At 71.9% G+C, this 19,908-nt stretch carries 26 protein-coding genes; 12 read left to right on the top strand and 14 right to left on the bottom strand.

The window, feature by feature from the left end:
* Window positions 1–26: 26 nt before the first annotated feature.
* From DEJ01_RS16465 to DEJ01_RS16450, 4 genes are read left to right on the top strand one after another with little or no spacing between them, the layout of a single operon-like run.
* Window positions 27–1,484, top strand: coding sequence for an MFS transporter (locus tag DEJ01_RS16465; protein WP_181433278.1), 1,458 nt, complete (start codon window positions 27–29; stop codon window positions 1,482–1,484).
* Between the two features lie 46 nt (window positions 1,485–1,530).
* Window positions 1,531–2,154, top strand: a complete 624-nt coding sequence (locus DEJ01_RS16460; RefSeq protein WP_111093610.1) for an isochorismatase family protein — start codon at window positions 1,531–1,533, stop codon at window positions 2,152–2,154.
* Window positions 2,151–2,783 carry a TetR-like C-terminal domain-containing protein gene (locus tag DEJ01_RS16455; protein WP_111093609.1) on the top strand — a complete coding sequence of 211 codons (633 nt, stop codon included), beginning with the start codon at window positions 2,151–2,153 and terminating at the stop codon, window positions 2,781–2,783. Before DEJ01_RS16460 ends, DEJ01_RS16455 begins: the two co-directional genes overlap by 4 nt.
* Complete coding sequence (locus DEJ01_RS16450) at window positions 2,780–3,598, top strand: GntR family transcriptional regulator (protein WP_071405936.1); 819 nt, start codon at window positions 2,780–2,782, stop codon at window positions 3,596–3,598. The genes DEJ01_RS16455 and DEJ01_RS16450 overlap by 4 nt, the downstream gene beginning before the upstream one ends.
* Window positions 3,599–3,615: 17 nt before the next feature.
* Here DEJ01_RS16450 and DEJ01_RS16445 read toward each other — a convergent pair whose 3' ends face one another.
* From DEJ01_RS16445 to DEJ01_RS16435, 3 genes are all read right to left on the bottom strand, one after another.
* Window positions 3,616–3,846, bottom strand: a complete 231-nt coding sequence (locus DEJ01_RS16445) for a helix-turn-helix transcriptional regulator (RefSeq protein ID WP_071245067.1) — start codon at window positions 3,844–3,846, stop codon at window positions 3,616–3,618.
* Window positions 3,846–4,457: a hypothetical protein gene (locus DEJ01_RS16440; RefSeq protein WP_111024466.1), complete on the bottom strand. Its 612-nt coding sequence runs from the start codon at window positions 4,455–4,457 to the stop codon at window positions 3,846–3,848. The genes DEJ01_RS16445 and DEJ01_RS16440 overlap by 1 nt, the downstream gene beginning before the upstream one ends.
* A 77-nt stretch (window positions 4,458–4,534) precedes the next feature.
* Window positions 4,535–5,566: a YeiH family protein gene (locus tag DEJ01_RS16435; RefSeq protein WP_111093608.1), complete on the bottom strand. Its 1,032-nt coding sequence runs from the start codon at window positions 5,564–5,566 to the stop codon at window positions 4,535–4,537.
* A 9-nt stretch (window positions 5,567–5,575) separates the two neighbouring features.
* Here DEJ01_RS16435 and DEJ01_RS16430 point away from each other — a divergent pair, with 9 nt between their 5' ends.
* A complete protein-coding gene (locus tag DEJ01_RS16430; RefSeq protein ID WP_111093607.1) occupies window positions 5,576–6,289 on the top strand; it encodes a hypothetical protein in 714 nt (237 codons plus the stop codon).
* On the opposite strand, the gene DEJ01_RS16425 is transcribed toward DEJ01_RS16430, so the two are convergent.
* Entirely contained in the window at window positions 6,283–6,888 is a 606-nt protein-coding gene (locus DEJ01_RS16425; RefSeq protein WP_181438484.1) for an LppP/LprE family lipoprotein, read from the bottom strand. The two genes, DEJ01_RS16430 and DEJ01_RS16425, sit on opposite strands and share 7 nt — an antisense overlap.
* A 133-nt stretch (window positions 6,889–7,021) precedes the next feature.
* Here DEJ01_RS16425 and DEJ01_RS16420 point away from each other — a divergent pair, with 133 nt between their 5' ends.
* Both DEJ01_RS16420 and DEJ01_RS16415 read left to right on the top strand, forming a co-directional pair.
* Window positions 7,022–7,852, top strand: a complete 831-nt coding sequence (locus DEJ01_RS16420) for an alpha/beta hydrolase (protein WP_181438483.1) — start codon at window positions 7,022–7,024, stop codon at window positions 7,850–7,852.
* 146 nt (window positions 7,853–7,998) lie between these two features.
* Window positions 7,999–8,343 carry a hypothetical protein gene (locus DEJ01_RS16415; RefSeq protein WP_071405928.1) on the top strand — a complete coding sequence of 115 codons (345 nt, stop codon included), beginning with the start codon at window positions 7,999–8,001 and terminating at the stop codon, window positions 8,341–8,343.
* A 116-nt stretch (window positions 8,344–8,459) separates the two neighbouring features.
* Here DEJ01_RS16415 and DEJ01_RS16410 read toward each other — a convergent pair whose 3' ends face one another.
* Window positions 8,460–9,824, bottom strand: a complete 1,365-nt coding sequence (locus DEJ01_RS16410) for an MFS transporter (protein WP_111032730.1) — start codon at window positions 9,822–9,824, stop codon at window positions 8,460–8,462.
* A gap of 236 nt (window positions 9,825–10,060) precedes the next feature.
* The gene (locus tag DEJ01_RS18265) at window positions 10,061–10,231 is read right to left on the bottom strand and encodes a hypothetical protein (protein WP_164941189.1); all 171 of its coding nucleotides are present in this window, start codon (window positions 10,229–10,231) and stop codon (window positions 10,061–10,063) included.
* Between the two features lie 169 nt (window positions 10,232–10,400).
* Here DEJ01_RS18265 and DEJ01_RS16405 point away from each other — a divergent pair, with 169 nt between their 5' ends.
* The 4 genes from DEJ01_RS16405 to DEJ01_RS16390 all read left to right on the top strand — a co-directional run bounded on the left by DEJ01_RS16405 (window position 10,401) and on the right by DEJ01_RS16390 (window position 13,038).
* Window positions 10,401–11,162, top strand: coding sequence for a LamB/YcsF family protein (locus DEJ01_RS16405; RefSeq protein WP_111093604.1), 762 nt, complete (start codon window positions 10,401–10,403; stop codon window positions 11,160–11,162).
* Window positions 11,159–11,791, top strand: coding sequence for an allophanate hydrolase subunit 1 (locus tag DEJ01_RS16400; RefSeq protein ID WP_111093603.1), 633 nt, complete (start codon window positions 11,159–11,161; stop codon window positions 11,789–11,791). The genes DEJ01_RS16405 and DEJ01_RS16400 overlap by 4 nt, the downstream gene beginning before the upstream one ends.
* Window positions 11,788–12,672 (top strand): biotin-dependent carboxyltransferase family protein, encoded by an 885-nt coding sequence (locus DEJ01_RS16395; RefSeq protein WP_111093602.1) that lies wholly within the window; start codon window positions 11,788–11,790, stop codon window positions 12,670–12,672. The genes DEJ01_RS16400 and DEJ01_RS16395 overlap by 4 nt, the downstream gene beginning before the upstream one ends.
* Before the next feature lie 63 nt (window positions 12,673–12,735).
* Complete coding sequence (locus tag DEJ01_RS16390) at window positions 12,736–13,038, top strand: putative quinol monooxygenase (protein ID WP_071405925.1); 303 nt, start codon at window positions 12,736–12,738, stop codon at window positions 13,036–13,038.
* A gap of 75 nt (window positions 13,039–13,113) precedes the next feature.
* On the opposite strand, the gene DEJ01_RS16385 is transcribed toward DEJ01_RS16390, so the two are convergent.
* The 4 genes from DEJ01_RS16385 to DEJ01_RS16370 all read right to left on the bottom strand — a co-directional run bounded on the left by DEJ01_RS16385 (window position 13,114) and on the right by DEJ01_RS16370 (window position 16,193).
* The gene (locus DEJ01_RS16385; RefSeq protein WP_027465973.1) at window positions 13,114–13,296 is read right to left on the bottom strand and encodes a hypothetical protein; all 183 of its coding nucleotides are present in this window, start codon (window positions 13,294–13,296) and stop codon (window positions 13,114–13,116) included.
* A 62-nt stretch (window positions 13,297–13,358) separates the two neighbouring features.
* Complete coding sequence (locus DEJ01_RS16380) at window positions 13,359–14,420, bottom strand: DUF2891 family protein (protein WP_111093601.1); 1,062 nt, start codon at window positions 14,418–14,420, stop codon at window positions 13,359–13,361.
* Entirely contained in the window at window positions 14,407–15,489 is a 1,083-nt protein-coding gene (locus tag DEJ01_RS16375) for a DUF979 domain-containing protein (protein WP_111093600.1), read from the bottom strand. Before DEJ01_RS16375 ends, DEJ01_RS16380 begins: the two co-directional genes overlap by 14 nt.
* On the bottom strand, window positions 15,486–16,193 hold the full coding sequence (locus DEJ01_RS16370; protein ID WP_027465970.1) for a DUF969 domain-containing protein: 708 nt from the start codon (window positions 16,191–16,193) through the stop codon (window positions 15,486–15,488). The genes DEJ01_RS16375 and DEJ01_RS16370 overlap by 4 nt, the downstream gene beginning before the upstream one ends.
* Before the next feature lie 97 nt (window positions 16,194–16,290).
* Here DEJ01_RS16370 and DEJ01_RS16365 point away from each other — a divergent pair, with 97 nt between their 5' ends.
* Window positions 16,291–16,935, top strand: a complete 645-nt coding sequence (locus tag DEJ01_RS16365) for a GntR family transcriptional regulator (protein ID WP_111093599.1) — start codon at window positions 16,291–16,293, stop codon at window positions 16,933–16,935.
* 82 nt (window positions 16,936–17,017) lie between these two features.
* On the opposite strand, the gene DEJ01_RS16360 is transcribed toward DEJ01_RS16365, so the two are convergent.
* The 4 genes from DEJ01_RS16360 to DEJ01_RS16350 all read right to left on the bottom strand — a co-directional run bounded on the left by DEJ01_RS16360 (window position 17,018) and on the right by DEJ01_RS16350 (window position 19,815).
* Window positions 17,018–17,596, bottom strand: a complete 579-nt coding sequence (locus DEJ01_RS16360; protein ID WP_111093598.1) for a TetR family transcriptional regulator — start codon at window positions 17,594–17,596, stop codon at window positions 17,018–17,020.
* A gap of 55 nt (window positions 17,597–17,651) precedes the next feature.
* Complete coding sequence (locus DEJ01_RS18260; RefSeq protein ID WP_181438482.1) at window positions 17,652–17,819, bottom strand: hypothetical protein; 168 nt, start codon at window positions 17,817–17,819, stop codon at window positions 17,652–17,654.
* A gap of 73 nt (window positions 17,820–17,892) precedes the next feature.
* Window positions 17,893–18,669, bottom strand: a complete 777-nt coding sequence (locus DEJ01_RS16355) for a phosphate ABC transporter ATP-binding protein (protein WP_258375743.1) — start codon at window positions 18,667–18,669, stop codon at window positions 17,893–17,895.
* 99 nt (window positions 18,670–18,768) lie between these two features.
* On the bottom strand, window positions 18,769–19,815 hold the full coding sequence (locus tag DEJ01_RS16350; protein WP_111093596.1) for a sortase: 1,047 nt from the start codon (window positions 19,813–19,815) through the stop codon (window positions 18,769–18,771).
* Between the last annotated feature and the right edge of the window lie 93 nt (window positions 19,816–19,908).

Raw genomic sequence — 19,908 nt, 5'->3', positions numbered from 1 at the left:
GCGCCGCCCGGCGACGCGCCTGGCAGGTGCTCTGCGCGTCGAGCCTCAGCGTCGTCCTCGTCTTCATCTCCTCGAGCGCACTCCTCATCGCGCTCCCCGACGTCAGCCGTGACCTCGACGCCAGCGCCGTACAGTCCAGCTGGGTGCTCCTCAGCTACATGCTCACCACGACCACCCTCATCCTGGTCTTCGGGCGCATCGCCGACCTGGTCGGTCGTCGTCGTCTCTACATCGCCGGGATCCTCGTCTTCCTGCTCGCCTCACTCGCGTGCGGCTTCGCTCCCGACGCGGCGGTGCTGCTCGGCGCCCGACTCGTGCAGGGCGTGGGCGCGGCGGCGATCGTCACCAACACGACCGCGCTGCTCACCGATGTCTTCCCGGAGTCGATCCTGTCGCTCGGCCTCGGTCTGAACGCCACCGTCGCCGCGGTGGGGCAGGTCATCGGTCCGGTCGTGGGCGGGCTGGTCGCCGAGTCGTTCGGGTGGCGCTGGATCTTCCTCGCCGGTGTGCCGATCTCACTGGCCGGACTCGTCTGGTCGCTCCGGTTGATCCCGCACAGCACGCGCCCCCGTTCCGGCGAGCGCCTCGACGTGCCGGGGTCGGTCCTGTCCGTCGCCGCCGTCGGACTGCTCGTCGGTGCGGTCTCGACCGGCGGCTCGGTCGGCTGGTCGGCCGTGCCCGTCGTCGCGATGACCGCCGGCGCGGTCGTGCTCGGCGGTGTGTTCGTGTGGACCCAACGCCGGGTCGCGCACCCCCTGGTCGACCCGGCGATCTTCCGCGACCGCACCACCATCACCCTGTTCTCCGCCGCCGGGCTGTGCGCCCTGTCCAGTTACGCACTGGTCCTGCTGGCTTCCCTCTCGTTCCAGGCGGTCGACGGCAAGGACGCCGTCGACGCCGCCCTCTGGGTGCTGCCCACGCCGATCGGCACGACGGTCGCGGCGGTGAGCGCCGGGTTCCTCGCCCGCCGGGTCGCCGCACGGACGCTGTCGACCATCGGCATGCTCCTCATCGCCCTCGGCGCCGCGGTGCTCGCGGTGTCCCTCGCCGACGGCGACGCCTACGCCGTCACCGCCACCGGCCTCGGCGCGGTCGGGGTCGGCACCGGCGTGTTCATGACGCCGAGCACGTCGGCACTGATGACCCGCGTCCCGGAGCACCGCCGCGGCATCGCGAACGCCATCCGTTCGGCCCTGCAGAACGCCGGTTTCCTGTTCTCGACGGCGCTCGGCCTCGCGATCGCGACGGGCGGCCTGTCCGCGGCCCAGGCGGCTGCGGCCTACGACGGCAGCCTGCTCAGCCTGCCGTCCGGCGACGTCCAGGTGTTCGTCGACGGCGTCCGCGCGGCCGCGCTGACGTTCGCCGGCTGCGCGGCCCTGGGGGCGCTCATCGTCGCGTTCGGTCCGTTCGGGCCTCCCGACCGGGAGGCGCCACTCCGGCCCGACAGGTCGGGGCCGATCCCCGAGCCGGGGGCGTCCACGTGACCGTCCCCACCCTGGCAACGACCACCCACGACGGAAGCAGGACGCCATGACCGACGACCACCAGGACTACGCGGCAGCCGGCTTCACCGGCACGCTCCGCCCAGGACGACGCGCTGCGCTCGTCGTGGTCGATCCGGTCCGCGCCTACGTCGACCCCGGCTGCGGGCTCTACGCCGGCGTCGAGGAACCCGTCGAGCGGATGCGGGAGCTCACCACCGCTGCCCGCGCCGCCGGGGTGCACGTGGCGATCACGACGATGGCGCTCTCCGCCGACGGGTCCAACGCCGGCGTGTTCTTCCGCAAGGTGCCGGCACTCGCCGCGTACCTGCCCGGCGCGTCCACCGGAGCGTTCGTCGACGGGCTCGAACCCCTCGACGGCGACACCCTGGTGCCCAAGCAGTACCCGAGCGCGTTCTTCGGCACGTCGCTGGCCGCTGACCTCGTCGCCCGCGGCGTCGACACGCTCTTCATCGCGGGGCTGTCGACGAGCGGGTGCATCCGCGCGACGGCCACGGACGCCATGCAGCACGGGTTCGTCCCGATCGTCGTGCGCGAAGCCGTCGGCGACCGGCTGCCGAGCGTGCACGAGGCCAACCTGTTCGACATCGCCGCCAAGATCGGCGAGGTCTGGCCCATGGACCAGGTCCTCGAGCACTGGGACGCGGCATGAGCACCACGACGCGTATCGAGGCGCCGGTCCGGGGCCGGCCGCGGAGCGCTGCCGTCGGCGAGTCCGTGTACACCGCGTGTGTCGAGATCCTGGCCGAGGGCGACCCCCGCGCGTTCACGATCCGGGCCGTCGCCGACGCGGCCGGCGTGGGTGCGGCGACGATCTACCGGCGGTGGTCGAGCAAGGAGGTCCTGCTCACCGAGACCGTGATCCGGTTGATGGAGGAGCACATCCCGACGGTGCAGGACGCTCCGATCGCCGCGGGTGTCCTCGGGCTCACCCGGGGATGGGTGCACGCCCTCGTCGCGACGCCGGTCGGTCGGGCGCTCCCGCTCATCGTGGAGACCGCGTCGCACGAGCCGCGGGTCGCCGCGGCCGTCGCCGAGTGGCACCTGGACCGGCGGCTGCGGGTGAACGCGATGCTGCAGCGGGCGATGGACGCGGGCGACCTGCGACCGGACGTCGACCTCGGCATCGCCGTGGACCTGCTCGGCGGGCCGACGTTCTACCGACGCGTGTTCGTCTCGCTCGACATCCAGGCGCCCGACTACCCGGTGCGGCTGGCCCGGGAGTTCCTGCGGTGGGCCGGTTGGACCGGCGACCTGTCGACGGTGGGGGTGACCTCGTGACCGGGACCGTGCCGGAGGGGTTCGCCCCGTCCGCTGCCTGGACCGACATGGGGGTCGGAACGACACCGTCGGCACCGGGTCACTGGATCGGGTTCAACCGACGATCCGACGCGGCCCGCCAGGTGTCCGACCTGATCCGGGCCGACATCGTCGCGGGGCGGTTCACCGGGCCGCTGCCGTACGAGTGGGAGCTGCTCGACCTGTACGGCACGACGCGGAACGTCCTGCGGGCGGCCCTCGCGTTGCTCAAGGAACAGCGGCTGCTCACCCGCGCGCCGCGATCGGGCACGTTCGGTGTGCGGCCCGTCGCCTCGGTGAGCCTTGCCCGCACGTCCGACGAGGTCACGATCTACGGCGAGACGGCCGGCGGCAGCGTGTTCGAGTCGCCCCGGCTCAGCATCGTGCACCTGTGCGTGCAGCAGGTGACCGCGCCGGAGACCGTCCGACGCAACCTGCAGATGACCGGCAGCAGCGCCTTCTTCGTCGAGAGCCTCATCTCGTTCGACGGCGAACCGAGCCGGGTCCGGACGAGCTGGGTCCCGCACGAGCGGTTCCCCGACCTGGTCGCCGAACCGCTGACCGAGTACGTGCCGGACGTGCTCGTCAGGAAGGCCGGCGCGCGGCCGGAGGCACGACGGTTGCTCCTGAGCACCGTGAACGCCGACCAGTGGACGGCCGACCTGCTCGACATCGATCCCGGCCAGGCGATCTTCCACATCGAACGGTTGATGTGCCTGGCCGACGGGACACCCGTCGAGTACGGGTTCTCGCGGTACCGCGGCGACCGGGCGGTGATCGACTCCCGGATCACGTGAGGCCCGGGCGGGGATCGTCAGTCGGTGCGGACCGAGAAGACGTCGCCCGGCTGGCAGCCGAGCACCTCGCACAGTCGGGTGAGGGTGGAGAACCGGATCGCGCGGGCCCGGTTGTTCTTGAGCACCGAGAGGTTGACGACGGTCACACCGACGCGGTCGGCGAGCTCGGTCAGGGTCATCCCCCGCTCGGCCAGCAGGTCGTCGAGGTGGCAGACGACCGCGTGGCCGTCCTCCTGTTCCGGGGGCATCAGACCAGCCCGGCCTGGTCCCGCACCATTCGCTGCGAGGCGGTGAGCGCGAACCGGAAGCAGACGACGACGAGCAAGCCGAGGTACACGGGCAGGAACTGGTGGTCGACCACCGGCGTGGGCAGGTACCCGTCCCATCCGAGCCCGGACACCACCCAGTTCCACCCCATCCGGCGGACGAACGACGGCAGGAACCCGGCGGCCAGCACCGCGCCGCCGAGCCAGTCGAGGATCCGGGTGGTCGAGCGGTCGAAGAGCCCGCCGCGTGAGATCTTCCAGGCCACCGCCGCGACCAGGGCGATGAGGGCGCTGACGAGCAGGACCTCCAGCGCGTCGCCGACGCGGATGTACCCGATCGCACCACCCGGCACGTCGGCGATCGGTGCCCGGAGCACGAGTTGGTCGGACGTCACCGTCGCACCGCCCGGAGGCTGCGGGACGGCACTGGTCTCGCGGATCCGGATCGGCACCGCCACGGTGCCCGAGGCGATCGAGTGGACGAGCAGGTCGACGTACCGCCACACCACGATCGCGATGCCGATCGCACACGAGACGACGTAGGCCAGGTAGGAGTTCCGCCCGCGGGGCGGTTCGTAGACGGGCGTGGTCATGGCTGCTTCCCCTGTCGATCATCGATACCATCGAATTTCGATGTAACGATAAACGATAGGTCCGGTGCCGGCAACCCCTACAGCAGCCCGAAGGCCGCCTGCATGCCCAGGCTCGTCCCCGCCACCAGGACCCACAGCGCGATGCCGAGCAGCATCGGCCGGAACCCGGCACGGCGGAGCGCGGCGAAGTCCGTCGAGCAGCCGATCGCGGCGAGCGCCACCGTGATGAGGAACGAGGCGGCCGTCGCGAACCCCGGCGCCACGGACGCGGGCAGGACCCCGACCGTCCGGAGCAGCACCACCACGAGGAACCCGATCAGGAACCACGGCACCAGCCGGACCACACGGAACCCGCGACCCGGCCCCGAGGCGGGGGTGAGCTGCTCGCGGGAGGCGCGGCGGGCCTCCAGTCCGGCCAGCCCGATGACGATCGGGATGATCATCAGGGTGCGCACCAGCTTCACGACGACCGCGGTGTCGGTCGCCTGGCGGCCGTAGACGGTCGCCGTGGCGACGACGGACGACGTGTCGTTCACGGCGGTGCCCGCGAAGACGCCGAAGGCGTGCTGGCTGAGGCCCAGGGCGTGCCCGAGCAGCGGGAAGGCGAAGACGGCCGCGATGTTGCAGAGGAAGATCGTCGACATCGCGTAGGCGACGTCCGCACTGACCGCACCGATGACGGGTGTCACGGCGGCGATCGCCGAGGCACCGCAGATGCCGGTCCCGACGCCGATCAGGGTGCGGAGTGCGCCCGAGACCCGGAGCAGTCGGCCGATCCCCCACGCGGCCACCAGGCAGACGACGAGCGTCGCGAGCATCACCGGCAGGGTCTCACCACCGATGCGCAGGACCTCGCCGATGGACAGCTGCGCGCCGAGCAGGACCACGGCGAACTGCAGGACCCGGCTGGACGAGAACTTGACGCCGGGAGCCAGCGCGGCGAGTGTGCCACCGGTGCGACGCCGGACGAGCCACCCGACGACGGCACCGATCAGGACGGCGGGGACGGGACCGCCGACCACCGGGACGACCCGGCCGACGAGGGTGGCGGCGATGCCGATCGCCACGGCGAGGGCGACACCGGGTGCGGCGGCACGGACGGACTGCATGGGAACAGCATGTCGCGCTCGCGGACGATCCGTCGCCGCGACGGGCAGGATGGCACGGTGGAGTACTCGGGGGAACGGTGGGTGCAACGGCTGCGCGACGGGGAGATGCCGAAGCGGGGGCCGGTGCTGCTCGCGGCGGTCGTCACCACGGCAGTGGGGGTCGCCGCGCTCGTCGCCGAGTTCGCGTTCCCGGACTTCCTCCGGGGCATCGACAGTGCCCGGACGCAGGGGTCGTTCGTGCTGTGGCCGATCGTGGTCGCGGGGTTCGGGGTGCTGCTGGCCGTGTCGACGCTGTCCGCCGGGCGAGGCGACCGCCGGACGCTCGCGCGCATCGGAGCGGGGCGGGCACCCCGGTTCCACCTGCCCGTGCTGACGTCCGGCCTGCGCACCTCCGACGACTTCCCGAAGCCCCGGCCCGAGGTCTGGACCGTCGACGAGTTCGGCCTGCACGCGTGGGCACCGTCACGGGACGCGCCGGTGTTCGACCTGCCGTGGGCGCGCATCCGGCGGTTCTCCGTCGCGACGAGGGAGTCCCGCGGCCAGCGTGCCGACTTCGGCGTCTGGATCAGCACGACCGACGGTGACGACGTGGTCGTGCAGCCGCGGTCTGCCCTCGGACGTGGGTTCGAGGCCGGACCGGACAAGCTCGACACCCTCGTACGGGTCCTCCGCACGCTGCAGCGGGAGCTCGGCGTGGCTTCCGCGCCGGCCGACCGTCACTGAGCGGGCGGGGTGTCGCCCGTCATCTCGACGCGGCCGGTCTCGTCGTTCCAGGTGAAGGTGGCCGTGGTGCGGCCGGAGGGCGCTGCGTTCGGCTCGCCGGCCTTGGCGAACCGGTAGGTCACCGTGACGGCCGAGTTGCTCTGTCGTTCGACGGTCGGCTCGAAGGCGTACTGCTGGGCAGTGGCCGTGCCGAGGTACCGGCCTTCGTGGAACAGCAGGATCGCGTACGGGGATCCTGCTGTTCCGAACTCGGGTGCGACCACGGACCAGGACAGTGGCGCGCAGGCGTCGTAGCCGGAGTAGTCGGCGTTCGCGGCGTCCCACTTCGCATCCTCGAGTCCGGCGGGCAGCGGCAGGGCCGCGATGCCCGCAGCCGCAGCCGCAGCACCGCTCGACGGGCCACACGTCGGGGTGGGGGTGGGCGTCGGCGTCGGCGTTGGCGTCGGCGTGCTCGCGGCGTCGGAGGGCGGGGCGGTGACGGTCTCGGTCACGGTCGGGGTCGCCGCACCGCCGTCCGCTCCGTCCGCGCTGGAACACCCCGTCAGCAGCGCGGCCAGGGTCGCAGTGGTCAGGATCAGGGCGGCTCTCGTCAGGCGCATGCCTCCACGCTGCCTGCCCCGCCGAGCGGTCGCCCGCATCGTTACCGGGCCGTGTCCCTCGCGACGCTACAAAAGTATGCCTATTCAAGCGCCGCGAGCCCGGCTCCCGCCCGCGTCCTGCGACACTGCTCCCATGCGGGGGAAGCAGCAGGACACGATCGAGGTCGCCGATCAACGGATCGACGGACCACACGGGCCGGTCCCCATCAGGCGCTACCGGCCCCTGGACCGGAGCGGCGGCACGGGAACCCCGACCCTGGTCTGGGTGCACGGCGGCGGGTTCTTCCGGGGCGACCTCGACCTGTCGGAGTCCGACGCCGTCGCACGGGAGCTCGCCGAGCGCGGGCTGCCGGTCGTGACCGTCGACTACCGCCTCGGACCGCTGCCCGGGCTGCCGTGGCTCGGCCGGGGTGGACCACGTGGGCGACGACGAGCACCGCACGCGCGGGACGAGATCGTCGCCGTGCTCCGCCACCTGCACCACGAGGCACCGTCCGGCCTGCTGCTCGGTGGGGCGAGCGCCGGTGCGTGCCTGGCGGCATCCGCGGTCGCGACCGCCCCGCCATTGGCCGGCCTCGTGCTGACCTACGGGTTCTTCCACGCCCGACTCCCGCGTGACCGGGCGCTGCAGCGACTCGTCCGAGGCCACCGACGGCTCACGCACGCGCCGCTGCTGCTCGACCTGAGCAACCGGGCGTACGCGGGTGGCCGCCCCACTGCGGTCTACCCGGAGTCCGACGACCTCGGCGGGTTCCCCCGCACCCTGCTGATCGACGCCGAGCGGGACGTGATGCGCGCCTCGGGCGAGCGCTTCGCGGACGAGCTCGAGGCCGCGGGCATCGAGGTCGAACGACACGTCCTGCCGGGCAGCCGTCACGCGTTCCTCAACCGCCCCGGCACGCGGGACTTCGACGACACGATCGAACGCATCATGGACTGGGCCGACCGGACCCCCATCCGCTGAACGCTCATCCATCTGCGAACGGCGGACATCCGGGGACGGCACACCCGCGGCGGACGTACTCTGGAAACGGAAGCAACGGCGGTTCCGAATCCCCTTCGCCACGCTCCCTGCCGTGGCGTCTCACCACCGTGACGAAGAGTTCCATCGTGACCGAACACCTCATCGAGTACGTCGCCCGCGACCGCACGGGCATCACCGCCGTCGTGACACCGACCGGTGTCATCGACGTGGACACCGTGATCCAGCACATCCGCGCCGGCCACGCGGGCTACTACGTGGCTGCCGACTCGTGGAAGCGCACCCCGGTCCGGAGCATGTCCTTCATCGGCGGGACCTACCTGTTCGCCAACTGGGACGGATCGAAGCGGAACATGCTGCACGACCTGGCCTTCCGCTCACCGACCCGTTCGATCGAGACGCCCCACGAGCCGGAGTCGCGGTTCTCGCGGTTCCTCGACGCGCTGTTCGGCAGGCGCTCACCGCAGCTCTGACCCAGCCCACTGCCCGTCACGGTGCCTGAACAGACGGCCACGTGCGGTGCAGGTGACCGCCTGGAGGCGCGGCGTGCGTCGCGGACGCACGCCGCGCCTCCAGGCGGTTGCGTCGGTCAGCGGACCGACTTGATGGGCAGGATCACCAGGGCGCCGAGGATGACGGCGACGCCGGCACCCCAGAGCATGAGCGTGTAGTTCTGCCCGCCACCGATGCCGAGCAGGAACAGACCGACGGCGGGGGCGAGTGACTGCGGCAGGGCGTTCGCGATGTTGATGACGCCGAGGTCCTTGCCGGGGCGCTCCGGGTCAGGCAGCACGTCGACGACCAGGGCGGTGTCGATGGCGGCGTAGATGCCGAAGGCGAAACCGAGGACGATCTCGGCGAAGTAGAACCCGCCGACACTGTCGACGTGGGCCAGGATCACCAGGCCGACGGCGGTCATGGCCGTCGAACCCCAGACGAAGACCTTGCGACGCTGGATCCGGTCGGACACCCAGCCGGAGACGGCCGCACTGACGAGCAGGGCGATCGTGTACAGCAGGACGCCGAACGCGACGACCCCGACCGCTTCGCCCTGCGGGAGCCCGATGCGGTCCTGCATGTAGAGGAGTCGGTACGTCGTGAACATGAACGTGCCGAAGGTGATGAGGAAGCGGCCCCACCAGGCGAGCCCGAAGTCGCGGTGCTTGATCGGGTTCGTCCAGAACGAGCTGATCAGGTTGATCCAGCTGAAGGGCTTGACGGGCGTCGTCGGCAGGTCGTCACGGGCGACGAACGAGTACACGAGGACCGCGACGATCGCCAGGACGCCCGGTGCGATGAACAGGACCGGCAGGTTGCCGACCAGGTACACGGCCAGGTAGAGCCCGGCCAGGATCGCGATGTTCTGCGCCAGGGCGATGACGCTCGAGGCCTTGCCGCGCTGGAACTCCGGCACGTTGTCGGCGAAGCTCGCCGTCAGCGTGGACAGGACGGCGTTGGCGGAGACCTGCGCCAGCACCCAGGCCAAGGTGAGCTGCAGCACGTCGGGCGAGAACGCGAGCCAGGCGAGGGAACCGACGAAGACGACGACACCGCCGACCATCCAGGGGCGGCGACGGCCCCACCGCGTGCGGGTGCGGTCGGAGAGCGCGCCGAACAGGGGGTTGGCGAACAGGGCGCCGAGCGCTCCGAACGGCAGGACCGAACCGACGACGGTCTCGGGGCTCGTCGGGTTCAGCTCCGTCGCCTTGATCGACATGCTCACGAAGACCGGGGTGAGCAGGGCGACGAACAGGCCGAACTGGGCGAAGCTGAGGCCCCAGAGGTACCCCCGACCCACCCGGACGGTGCTGACGGACTGCGTGATGCCCTCGACCGAGAACGCTCGGGACGCCGCAGCGTCCGTGGCGGTGGCGCCGGCGGCTGCGGTGACCGCTGGGGACGCGGTCCCGGCGATGCCCCGCGTGGGTTCTTCCTTCGACGTCGGTGTCGACATGACTCCTCCTTGAGTCACAGGGGGCTTCGGCGCCCGCTGAATCCCTAGTGCTGCTAGGTGATCGGGACTGTAGCACCGGAAACCTCGTGCCGGAAGGTTTTGCGCTGTTTGTTTCGTCGGGGCGGACGATTGGGTGCAGACGCGCGCGGATGCGTGCAGACGCAGAACGACACCGCCGTTGTCGGAGGACAACGACGGTGTCGTTCTGCATCGACCCGCAGGCCGGAAAGGAGCCGCTAGTGCTCGCCGTCCTCTTCCGGGTTGAAGTGCGAGTCGTCACCCGTGTGACCCGCGGCGAGGCCGTCGGGGTTGTTCGGGATGGTGTTGTCGTCGCCGAGGCCGCCCGGCTTCTCGGTGCCCTCGGAGTCGTTCTTCGGGGCGTCGTGCGTGTTGTCACTGTCGGTCATGAGCTGCTCCAGTGCAGAGATCGATCCGGCAGCACTGCCGCCGGTGGTACTGAGGACTCGGACAGTACGTGGCGCACCTCGGAAACCGCCGTCCGACCGGGGGAAGCGGATGACAGGGACCGGGGTGATCGGTAGATTGTTCAACAACCCGCGACGACAGGGAGCACCCGTGACGACGATCGACCTGAACAGCGACCTGGGCGAGGGCTTCGGCGCCTGGGCCATGGGCGACGACGCCGCGATGCTCGAGGTCGTCTCGAGCGCCAACGTCGCCTGCGGGTTCCACGCCGGCGACCCGACGATCATGCTCGCCACCGCCCGCGCCGCCGCCGAGCGTGGTGTGGCGATCGGCGCGCACGTGGCCTACCGCGACCTGATCGGCTTCGGCCGCCGGCCCGTGCACGTCACCCCCGACGAGCTGTACGCCGACGTCGTCCACCAGCTCGGCGCGATGGCCGCCACCGCGCACGTCGCCGGCACGGCCGTCACCTACGTCAAGCCGCACGGCGCCCTGTACAACACCGCCTGCGCCGACCCGGTGCAGGCCGAGGCCGTCGTCCGTGCCGTGGCCGACGTCGACCCGTCGCTCGCCGTGCTCGCGCTGCCCGGGTCGGAACTGCTGCTGGCAGCCGAGCGGCACGGGCTCCGCGCGGTGAGCGAGTCCTTCGCCGACCGTGCCTACGAACCCGACGGCTCGCTGGTGTCACGGAAGCAGCCGGGGTCGGTGCTGCACGACCCGGACGAGGTCGCAGCCCGGGTGCTCCGCATGGTCACCGACGGGGTCGCGACCGCTGTCGACGAGTCCGAGATCGCCGTGCGTGCCGACTCGGTCTGCGTGCACGGTGACTCCCCCGACGCGGTCGCGATGGCCCGAGCCATCCGAGCGCTGCTGACCGAGCACGGCGTGACGATCGCGCCCTTCGCACCGTGACTGGTCCGGAGGTCCGCTCCGCGGGCGGCACCGCACTCCTCGCCACGTTCGGGTCCCTCGCCGACGTCGTCGCCTTCCGCGCCGGGCTCGCACAGGCCACCCTGCCGGGGCTGACCGAGGTCGTCTCCGGCGCCCGGACACTGCTGCTCCGATTCGACCCGACGACGACGGACCCCGGACGGCTCCGCTCCGAGCTCGCGCAGGTCGCCCCGGTCAGTGCCACGCTCGAAGCGCACGACACCGAGCCGCTCGTCATCCCCGTCACCTACGACGGTGAGGACCTCGACACCGTCACCGAACTGACCGGCATGCGACACGACGAGCTCGTGGCGTGGCACACCGGGCAGCTCTGGACGAGCGCGTTCTGCGGCTTCGCCCCCGGCTTCAGCTACCTCACCGGCAGTGATCGACCGCTCGACCTGCCCCGCCGCAGCACCGCCCGGACGGCTGTCCCGAGCGGGGCCGTCGCGTTGGCCGGCGAGTTCAGCGCCGTCTACCCCAGGACCTCCCCCGGCGGCTGGCAGCTCATCGGCCGCACCGACGTGCCGATGTGGTCGCTCGAGCGCACGCCTCCGGCACTCGCCCCCGCCGGCACGCTCGTCCGGTTCGTCGTGGCGGGTGCGGCATGACCGCGCTGACCGTCGTGCAGGTCGGCTACGGTGCGACCACGCAGGACCTCGGGCGCCCGGGCTTCAGCGACATGGGCCTCGGCGCGGCCGGGGCCGCCGACCGCGGCTCCGCGGCACTCGCCAACAGACTGGTCGGCAACCGTCCCGACGCGGCCGTCCTGGAGGCCCTGCTCGGCTCCGTCACGCTCCGCGCCGACGCGTACGTGGTCGCGGCCACCACCGGCGCGGCCTGCCCCGTCGAGGTCGAGCGGGCGGACGGATCGGTCCGCGGTGCCGCCTCGCACGAGGTGCTGCTCCTGGCCCCGGGCGACACGCTCCGGATCGGCACCGCGACCGTGGGCCTGCGCGCCTACGTCGCGGTCCTCGGGGGCTTCGCGGTCGACCCGGTGCTCGGCAGTCGCTCGTGGGACTCCCTCGCGCGCCTCGGTCCGCCGCCGCTGTCCGCCGGTGACGTCCTGCCCGTCGGTGACGCCCGGGTGTCGTGGCCGATCGTCGACGCGGTGCCGCAGCCCGAGCCGCGGTGGCCGGACGAACCGGTCGTGCTCGACGTGGTGCCCGGACCGCGCGACGACTGGTTCACCCCGGAGTGGCGCACGACCCTGACCGGCCAGGACTTCTCCGTCAGTGCGGACAGCGACCGGGTGGGGGTCCGCACCACGGCCGAGACGCCGCTCGCCCGCTCCGTGGCACGCGAACTGCCGAGCGAGGCCGTCGAGACCGGGTCACTGCAGGTGCCGCCCGAGGGCTTCCCCGTGCTGTTCCTCGCCGACCACCCGGTGACCGGCGGCTACCCGGTCGTCGCCGTCCTGACACCGTCGTCGATCGACCTCGCTGCGCAGCTCCGTCCGGGCGATCCGCTCCGGTTCCGCATCGTCGGCTGACCGACCCGGAACAAGCGCAGGGGGTCAGGGGTTGGCTTGGACACCGCTGACGAAAGGTTCCCCATGTCGATGACCGTCCTGCTCGAGGTCCAGTTCCAGAGCGACGCCCCCGAAGACGCACTCCAGGGTGCGATCCGCGAGACGCTCGAACAGACCGCGTCGTTCCACGGCCTGGAGTCGCTCGAGGTCCTGGTCGACGACGAGGACCCGGCACGCATGGTCGTCGTCGAGTCGTGGACGACCCCCGAGGACCACGACACCTACGTGGCCTGGCGCGCGACACCCGAGGGCGCTCCGGCGATGGCACCGTTCCTCGCCGCGACTCCGGTCACCCGCACCTTCGCGCGGACCCTCCCGCTCGACTGAGCGGACGCCGACACCGAAGCTGACGCCGACGCCGACGCCGACGCCGGCGCCGCGGTACGACGACGGCGCGATCGCTCAGATCGTGTCGTCGTCGGTGTCGAGCGGCACCGGTCGGTCGTCGTCGGGGAGCAGTTCGTCGTCCGCGTCGTCGACCACCGGCAGGTCGTCTGGGTCGAGCACGGTCGGCTCCGGCTCGTAGTCGGTCTCCTGCGCCTCGCGGAAGTCGTCGAGGGTCTCGTCGTCCTTCGGATCGCTCATGGCCCCGAAGGTACCTCCGGATCCTCGACGTGTCCGCAGACGGTCGGCGCTCTCGACGACGGTCAGCGAGCGGCGTGCTCCCGGGCCTCCATGGCGTCCCAGGCGAAGCTCGCCAGCCAGTGGGTGGAGTAGTACTCCTCGCCCACGCTCGCGGCGAGACCCGAGGCCAGCAGCCGGTCGGCCGCATCGTCGAGCAGGTCGGTGATGCCGGTGCCGGAGTCGTCCGGGCCGCCGGCGCGGAGTGCGTCCGCGATGCGCCGGGCCGATCCCGCCCGCGACAGGTCGAGCCCGAACAGGTGCACCTGCTGCGGGTCGTTCTCGTCCCGGACCACCGTCGACCGCAGGATCGCGTCACCCGGCTGCACCGCGGCGAAGAAGCCGCGCGCCCACGTGGCGAACTCCGGGGCGGGCAGCACCGCCCGCATCAGGTCGGCTTCGGCGAGGCCCGCGGACAGGAAGTCGTGCCCGCTCCGCTCCCAGGCGAACGGCCACCCGGCGTCCGCGCCGAACCAGTCCTTCGCAGCCCCCTCGACCGCTGCCGCCAGGGCCGGACGGTCGAGCGACCGGGCGGCCTCGAGCACGAGCAGCAACCCGAACGCCGAGTTCGAGTGCACGCCGTGCCGGACGGGGTGCGCGGCGCCGTCGATCCACCGGACGACCAGGTCTTCGAGGGCGTCGACGACGGGTGCGAACCCCGGTGCCAGTGCCCGGACGGCGGGCGCCTCGGATGCCGAGACCTCTGCGGCGAGCCGGGCGAGCCAGGCCCAGCCGTAGGGGCGCTCGTAGTGCGGTGTCTCACGCAGGTAGGCGGCCTCGGTCGCGAGGTGATCCGTCGTGAGGTGCGCCTGCAGGATCGAGGTGAGCCGGGCCTCCAGGTCGGTGGGCAGGCCGTGCGCGACCAGGCGCGCCGCGAGCCAGTGCATGTGCACCGACGAGTGCCAGTCGTACGACGTGGCGAAGGCGGGGTGGAGCTCGACGGGCAGGGCCCGGTCGTCCGGTCCGGACGTCGCGTGGTGCGCGGCGTACGGGTACTCGCGGGTCGTGTTGTCCGCGGCGACGGCCGCGAAGCGGTCGGCCCAGGCGGCCCGGGTCAGGTCGGTCGGGGCGGCATCAGAATGCGACAAGGTACATGACTCCCATGTTGACGACGAGCAGGATGGCGGCGGTGGGGATCTGCGCCTTGATCGGGCCGTACTTGTCCCGCATCTCGAGCAGGGCAGCCGGCACCAGGTTGAAGTTCGCGGCCATGGGTGTGACGAGCGTGCCGCAGAAGCCGGCGAGCATGCCGATCGCGAAGATCGCGGCGGGGTTGCCGTCGAAGCCCTGCACCAGGACGGGCCAGCCGATCGCAGCCGTCATGATCGGGAAGGCGGCGAAGGCGTTGCCCATGATGATCGTGAACAGGGCCATGCCCAGGCAGTAGATGACCACGGCGGCGAGCAACGAGCCGTCGGGCAGGACCGACTTGATGATCGTGCCGACGGCGACACCGACCCCGGCCTGGGTGAAGACGATTCCGAGCGTCGAGAGCATCTGCGGCAGCAGTGCCGCCCAGCCGATCGCCTGCAGCAGGCGACCACCCTCGCGGATCGGGGTGGCGATCTTCGGCGGGCGCAGGACGAACACGGCCACGACCACGGCGAGCACCGAGCCGATGCCCAGACCGGTCAGGGTCGCACTGCCCTCGGCGAGGAGCGGTTCGCCGCCGAACGAGACGAGGGGGCCGAGCGTCGCGACCAGCACGGCGACCACCGGCACCACGAGGGCCGGGATGAAGAGCCGGTTGCCGTACTTCGTCGCGAAGGCGGCGCGCTCGTCCGGACTGGTGGTGGCGAGCACACTCGTGCTGCCGCTGCCGGCGTCCGTGATCTTCTGCGTCACGCCGGTGGGCTCGGCGGGGCCGGTCTCGGCACCGGTGCCCGCGCCGGGGATGCTCGCGACCCGGGTGCGGCTCGTCGTGCCGGTGAAGCCGAGCCCGGCGAGCGCGACCATCACGAGGACGGCGATCCCGAGTGTCCAGGCCGGCACGGTGCCGGCGGCGACGAAGGTGCCGTAGAAGAACGACAGCCCGAGGATGCCCCAGAACGCCGCGTTGCCCAGGCGCTTCGCGTGCGCGGTGTCGGTGACGATCAGGACGGCGACGGCGATGAAGAACGCGCCGATGAGCCAGTAGAGCCATTCGCTGGTGATCACGCTGCTGCCCCCAGGGTCGGGGCGTCGGCACGGGCGTCCGCCGCCATCTTGTCGAGTCGGCGGTCGAACAGCAGCAGGCGTCCGCCGTGCACGATGAGTGCCGCGATGCCCGTCGGGATCGCCCACAGGGCCAGGTCGATCGGTTCGAGCGACAGCCCGTAGGTCGAGTCGACGAACGTCGTGATGAGCAGGATCGAGCCGACGGCGACGAAGACGTCCTCGCCGAAGAACACGCCGACGGTGTCAGATGACGCCGAGTAGCCCTTGATCTTCTCGCGCATGCGGTCGTCGATCCGCCCGTACTTCTTGGTCGCCGCGCCCTCGGCCATCGGGTAGACCAGCGGGCGCACGGTCTGCGCCGGGCCACCGATGCTCGTCAGGCCGACCGCCGCGGTGACCTGCCGGATCACCAGGTAGCCGGCGAGCAGACGACCCGTCGTGAGCTTGTCGAGCTTCGCGATCAGGCGCTTGGCCTGGTCCTGCAGGCCGTAACGCTCGATCAGGCCGATGACGGGCAGGACGAGCGCGAAGGTCGTGACGGACCGGCTCGAGGCGAACCCGTTGCCGAACGCGTCGAGGATGCCGACGGGACCGATCCCGCCGATGGCCGCGGTCACGATGCCCGCGACCGTGACGACGAGGAGCGCATTGATGCGCAATGCGAAGCCGACGATGACGACGGCGACGCCGATGAGGACGAACATGCGGGACAGTCTGGACCGCATTGTTCAACAATCGCAAGAGCCGGTTCTGCTCTGTAACACGCCCTTCACAAACACCACCCGTGCCAGGATCGGTGCCATGACCCGAACCGTCGGCGGCGCTGACTCCACGGCCACGCGGTTGCGCACCATGATCGCGTCGGGTGGGTTCTCCCCCGGGGCGCAGCTGTCCGAGGAGCGGTTGAGCGACCAGCTCGGGGTCTCGCGGAACACCCTGCGCGAGGCCTTCCGACTGCTCGCCCGCGACCGTCTGGTCGAGCACGTGTTCAACCGCGGAGTGTTCGTCCGCCGGCTCTCCGCCGCCGACGTCACCGATCTCTACGCGGCTCGGCGGGTGCTCGAAGAGGCAGCCGTCCGTGCCTGCACCCCCGACGCACCGGCACTCGCCGAGGCCGCCGCAGCGGTCGGCGACGCCCGGGCAGCCGCGTCCGCGGGCGACTGGGGCGCGGTCGGCACGGCCGACATCCGGTTCCACGCCGAGCTCGTGCGCGCGGTGCCGAGCGAGCGGATCCACGCCCTGATGGACGGCCTGCTCGCCGAGATGCGGCTCGCCTTCCTGACCACCGCAGACCCGGCCTCGTTCCACGCCGACTTCGTCGAACGCAACGACGCGATCGTGTCCGCGTTGCGCGGTGGCGACCAGGACGCCGCCTCGGCGCTGCTCGCCGACTACCTCGACGACGCGGAGCGGACGCTGCGGGTCGCCGCCGGCGCAGCCGACTGAGGGACGGCCAGGAGGCCCGGTGCGGCTCCGCCCCGCACTCGCAGTCCGAGCGCGCTCACGCTGGCGCCCGCGGATCGCTCGGTCAGGACTTCCCGCCGAGCAGGGCCGTGACCGCGTCGACCACGACCTGGCGACGCCGCGGCGGCGTCACGGCCTGCACCAGCGGGTCGTACTCCGGAGCGGTCGCGCTCCAGAACGCCGCGGTGTGCAGGACGAGCCCGAGGAGCACCGCCGGACGGAACACCCGCGGCAGGACCCCGGCGCGCTGGGCGTGCTCGACCTCGGCCACCGCGCCTGCGTAGCTGGTCGCGACGGATTCGAGCGGGACGTCGGCGCGCTCGAGCCGGTGCCAGGTCGCGAGCCGCCGGGCCCAGGGGCGACGGACGTACGAGTCGTGCAACCGGCCGGCCCAGGCGGCGAGGTCGGCGGTGTCGAGTGGAGCCTCGGCGAACGTCTCGGTCACGGTGTCCGCGACGAGGGCGTCGAACAGCCCCTCCTTGCTGCCGAAGTAGTGGAAGACCTGCGCCTTGTTGCTCGACGCTGCGGCACCGATCCGTTCGACCCTGCCGGCGGCCAGTCCGACCGCGGAGAACTCGTCCCGCGCGGCGAGCAGGAGCCGGGCGCGCATCGCGTCAGCGGCTGGGGGCGTGAATCGGGCCATGGCGACCACCGTACCGATCACGCAGCCCGCAGCGCTGGAGTGCACCGCAGCAGCTTCAGGCCCGCTGTCTCCGCACAGCGCTCCAGAGGACCAGCGCGAGCGTCGACAGGACGCCGGCGACCACGGCCCCCTGGACGAAGGCAGCAGAGCCGTCGAAGAAGACGAGTCCGACGAGCAGCCCTGCCCCGAGACCGGCTACTGCCCGGACAGGCGTGACGGGCATCCGCTGGTGCCGTGGTCCGCGACCACAGCCGGACGGGAGGCACGGTGCGGGCCCGCACCGTGCCTCCTGTCCGTCACCCGAAGCGACCGTTGACGTAGTCGGCGGTGCGCGGATCCTGCGGTGTCTGGAACATCGCGTCGGTCGGGCCGTGCTCGACGATCGCACCGGGTGTCCCGGCCTCGGCCAGGAAGAACGCGCAGCGGTCGGAGACGCGCTGCGCCTGCTGCATGTTGTGCGTGACGATGACGATCGTCACGTCGGTGGCGAGCTCCGTGATCGTCTGCTCGATGCGCCGGGTCGACGTGGGGTCGAGGGCGGAGCACGGCTCGTCCATCAGGAGCACCCGCGGACGGACGGCGAGCGAACGGGCGATGCAGAGCCGCTGCTGCTGCCCTCCGGACAGACCGCCACCGGGTTGCCGAAGGCGGTCCTTGACCTCGTTCCACAGGCCCGCCTTGGTCAGGGTCTCCTCGACGAGCGCGGCCTTCGCGGCCTTGTCGAGCCGCACGCCCGTCAGGGCGAGTCCTGCGAGCACGTTGTCCTGGATGCTCATCGCGGGGAACGGGTTCGGCTTCTGGAACACCATGCCGATCTGCCGCCGGGCCTCGGTGATGCGTCGGGAGGCGTCGTAGATGTCGACCTCGTCGAGGAGTACCTCACCCGCGAGCGACGCCGTGGGGACGAGCTCGTGCATGCGGTTGAGCGTGCGGAGGAACGTGCTCTTGCCGCAGCCGGAGGGTCCGATCAGGGCGGTGACCTGGCCGGCCGGCATGGTCAGCGAGACACGGTCGAGCACCTTGTGGTCGCCGAACCAGGCGGAGACGGATCGGGCGTCGAGCGTCGCGGGCAGGGTCGACGGATCCGGTGCCGGCGGCACGCGGTCGAACCAGCTGTCGAACTCGGCGAGGAGGGTTTCGGTTTCTGTTCCGGGCATCGTGGTCTCTATCGGTCACATCAGGTTGGGCAGGAGGACGGTGAGCTGGGACGCCGCGGAGAGCCCGACGGCGAGCACCACCGGGACGGCGACGACGAGTGTCTGCCGACGGCCCCAGAAGCGGATGCCGACCGCGAACAGCGCGACCATGCCGGCCAGGACGATCAGGCCGAGCACGAGGAACGGCCACACCGAGCCGTCACCGGCCATCGTCAGTTCGGCGGGGGCGAGTGCGGCGTAGCCGAACGACGGCGTCGGGGTGGGAGCGGCCTTCGAGACGAGTTCGGCGTCGACGCGGACGACGGAGTCGGGCAGGAACGGCAGCCCGGCGGCGGAGACCAGGGTGAGCCGGCCGTCGTCGGCCTCGAGCGGTGCGGGGACGTGGTCGCCGGTGCGGCGGACGTCGACGACCCGGTACTTCGCGGTCCCCTGCCCGGTCGTCGCGGTGATGACGGCACCCTTGTCGAGCTGGTCGATGCGGCCGAAGGGGCCGCCGTAGGCGGTCTGGCGCCCGTAGACCACGCTCGCGCCGACCTGACCGGGCAGCGGGGTGTCCCGACGGTGGCCGGGGCCGGAGCGGGTGGTCTCCGACGTGGTGCCCTGCAGCACGACCGTGTCGAGGCCGAGCGCCGGCACCCGGACGATCGCGACGGGGGTGCCCTCGGGGACCAGGCGGCCGTCGGTGCCGGTCTGGCCGACGGGGGCGGTGGCGTTGGCGAGCTTGTAGCGGAACGCATCACGGGCGAGCTGCTGGTCGCGCGAGTACGTGACCTGCGACACGGCGGTGAACTGCAGCGCGAAGCCGACGAGCAACAGCCCGACGACGACGATCGCCGACCCGCTGAACCGCCAGCGGTCGGGGGCGCCGAGGACCGGGATCGCCCGGGCGGCGGGGCCGGCGGACTCGTGGGACCAGCCGCTGACCGGGCGGGTCGGACGCCGGGTGCGGGACGGACGGAGCGCTCGGATCGGCCGCCACGTCCGGACGGCGCGACGGCGGCCGCTCGCGTCCGGTTCGCCGGTGGGTCGCCGGCCCGGCAACCAGGAGGTGAAGCTCGTCATCGATCCGTCCGTCGGGGTGTTCGGGGTGTGGTGTCTTCGTGGGTGGAGTCTTCGGGGTGGGGCACCCGGCCGGTCCTCGCGGACCGGCCGGGC

It is taken from the genome of Curtobacterium sp. MCLR17_040 (genome assembly GCF_003234735.1).
In the GTDB taxonomy this organism is placed as follows: Bacteria; Actinomycetota; Actinomycetes; order Actinomycetales; family Microbacteriaceae; genus Curtobacterium; species Curtobacterium flaccumfaciens.
The sequence above is the reverse complement of the archived record's forward strand: the minus strand, read 5'-3'. Positions and strand labels throughout refer to the sequence as shown.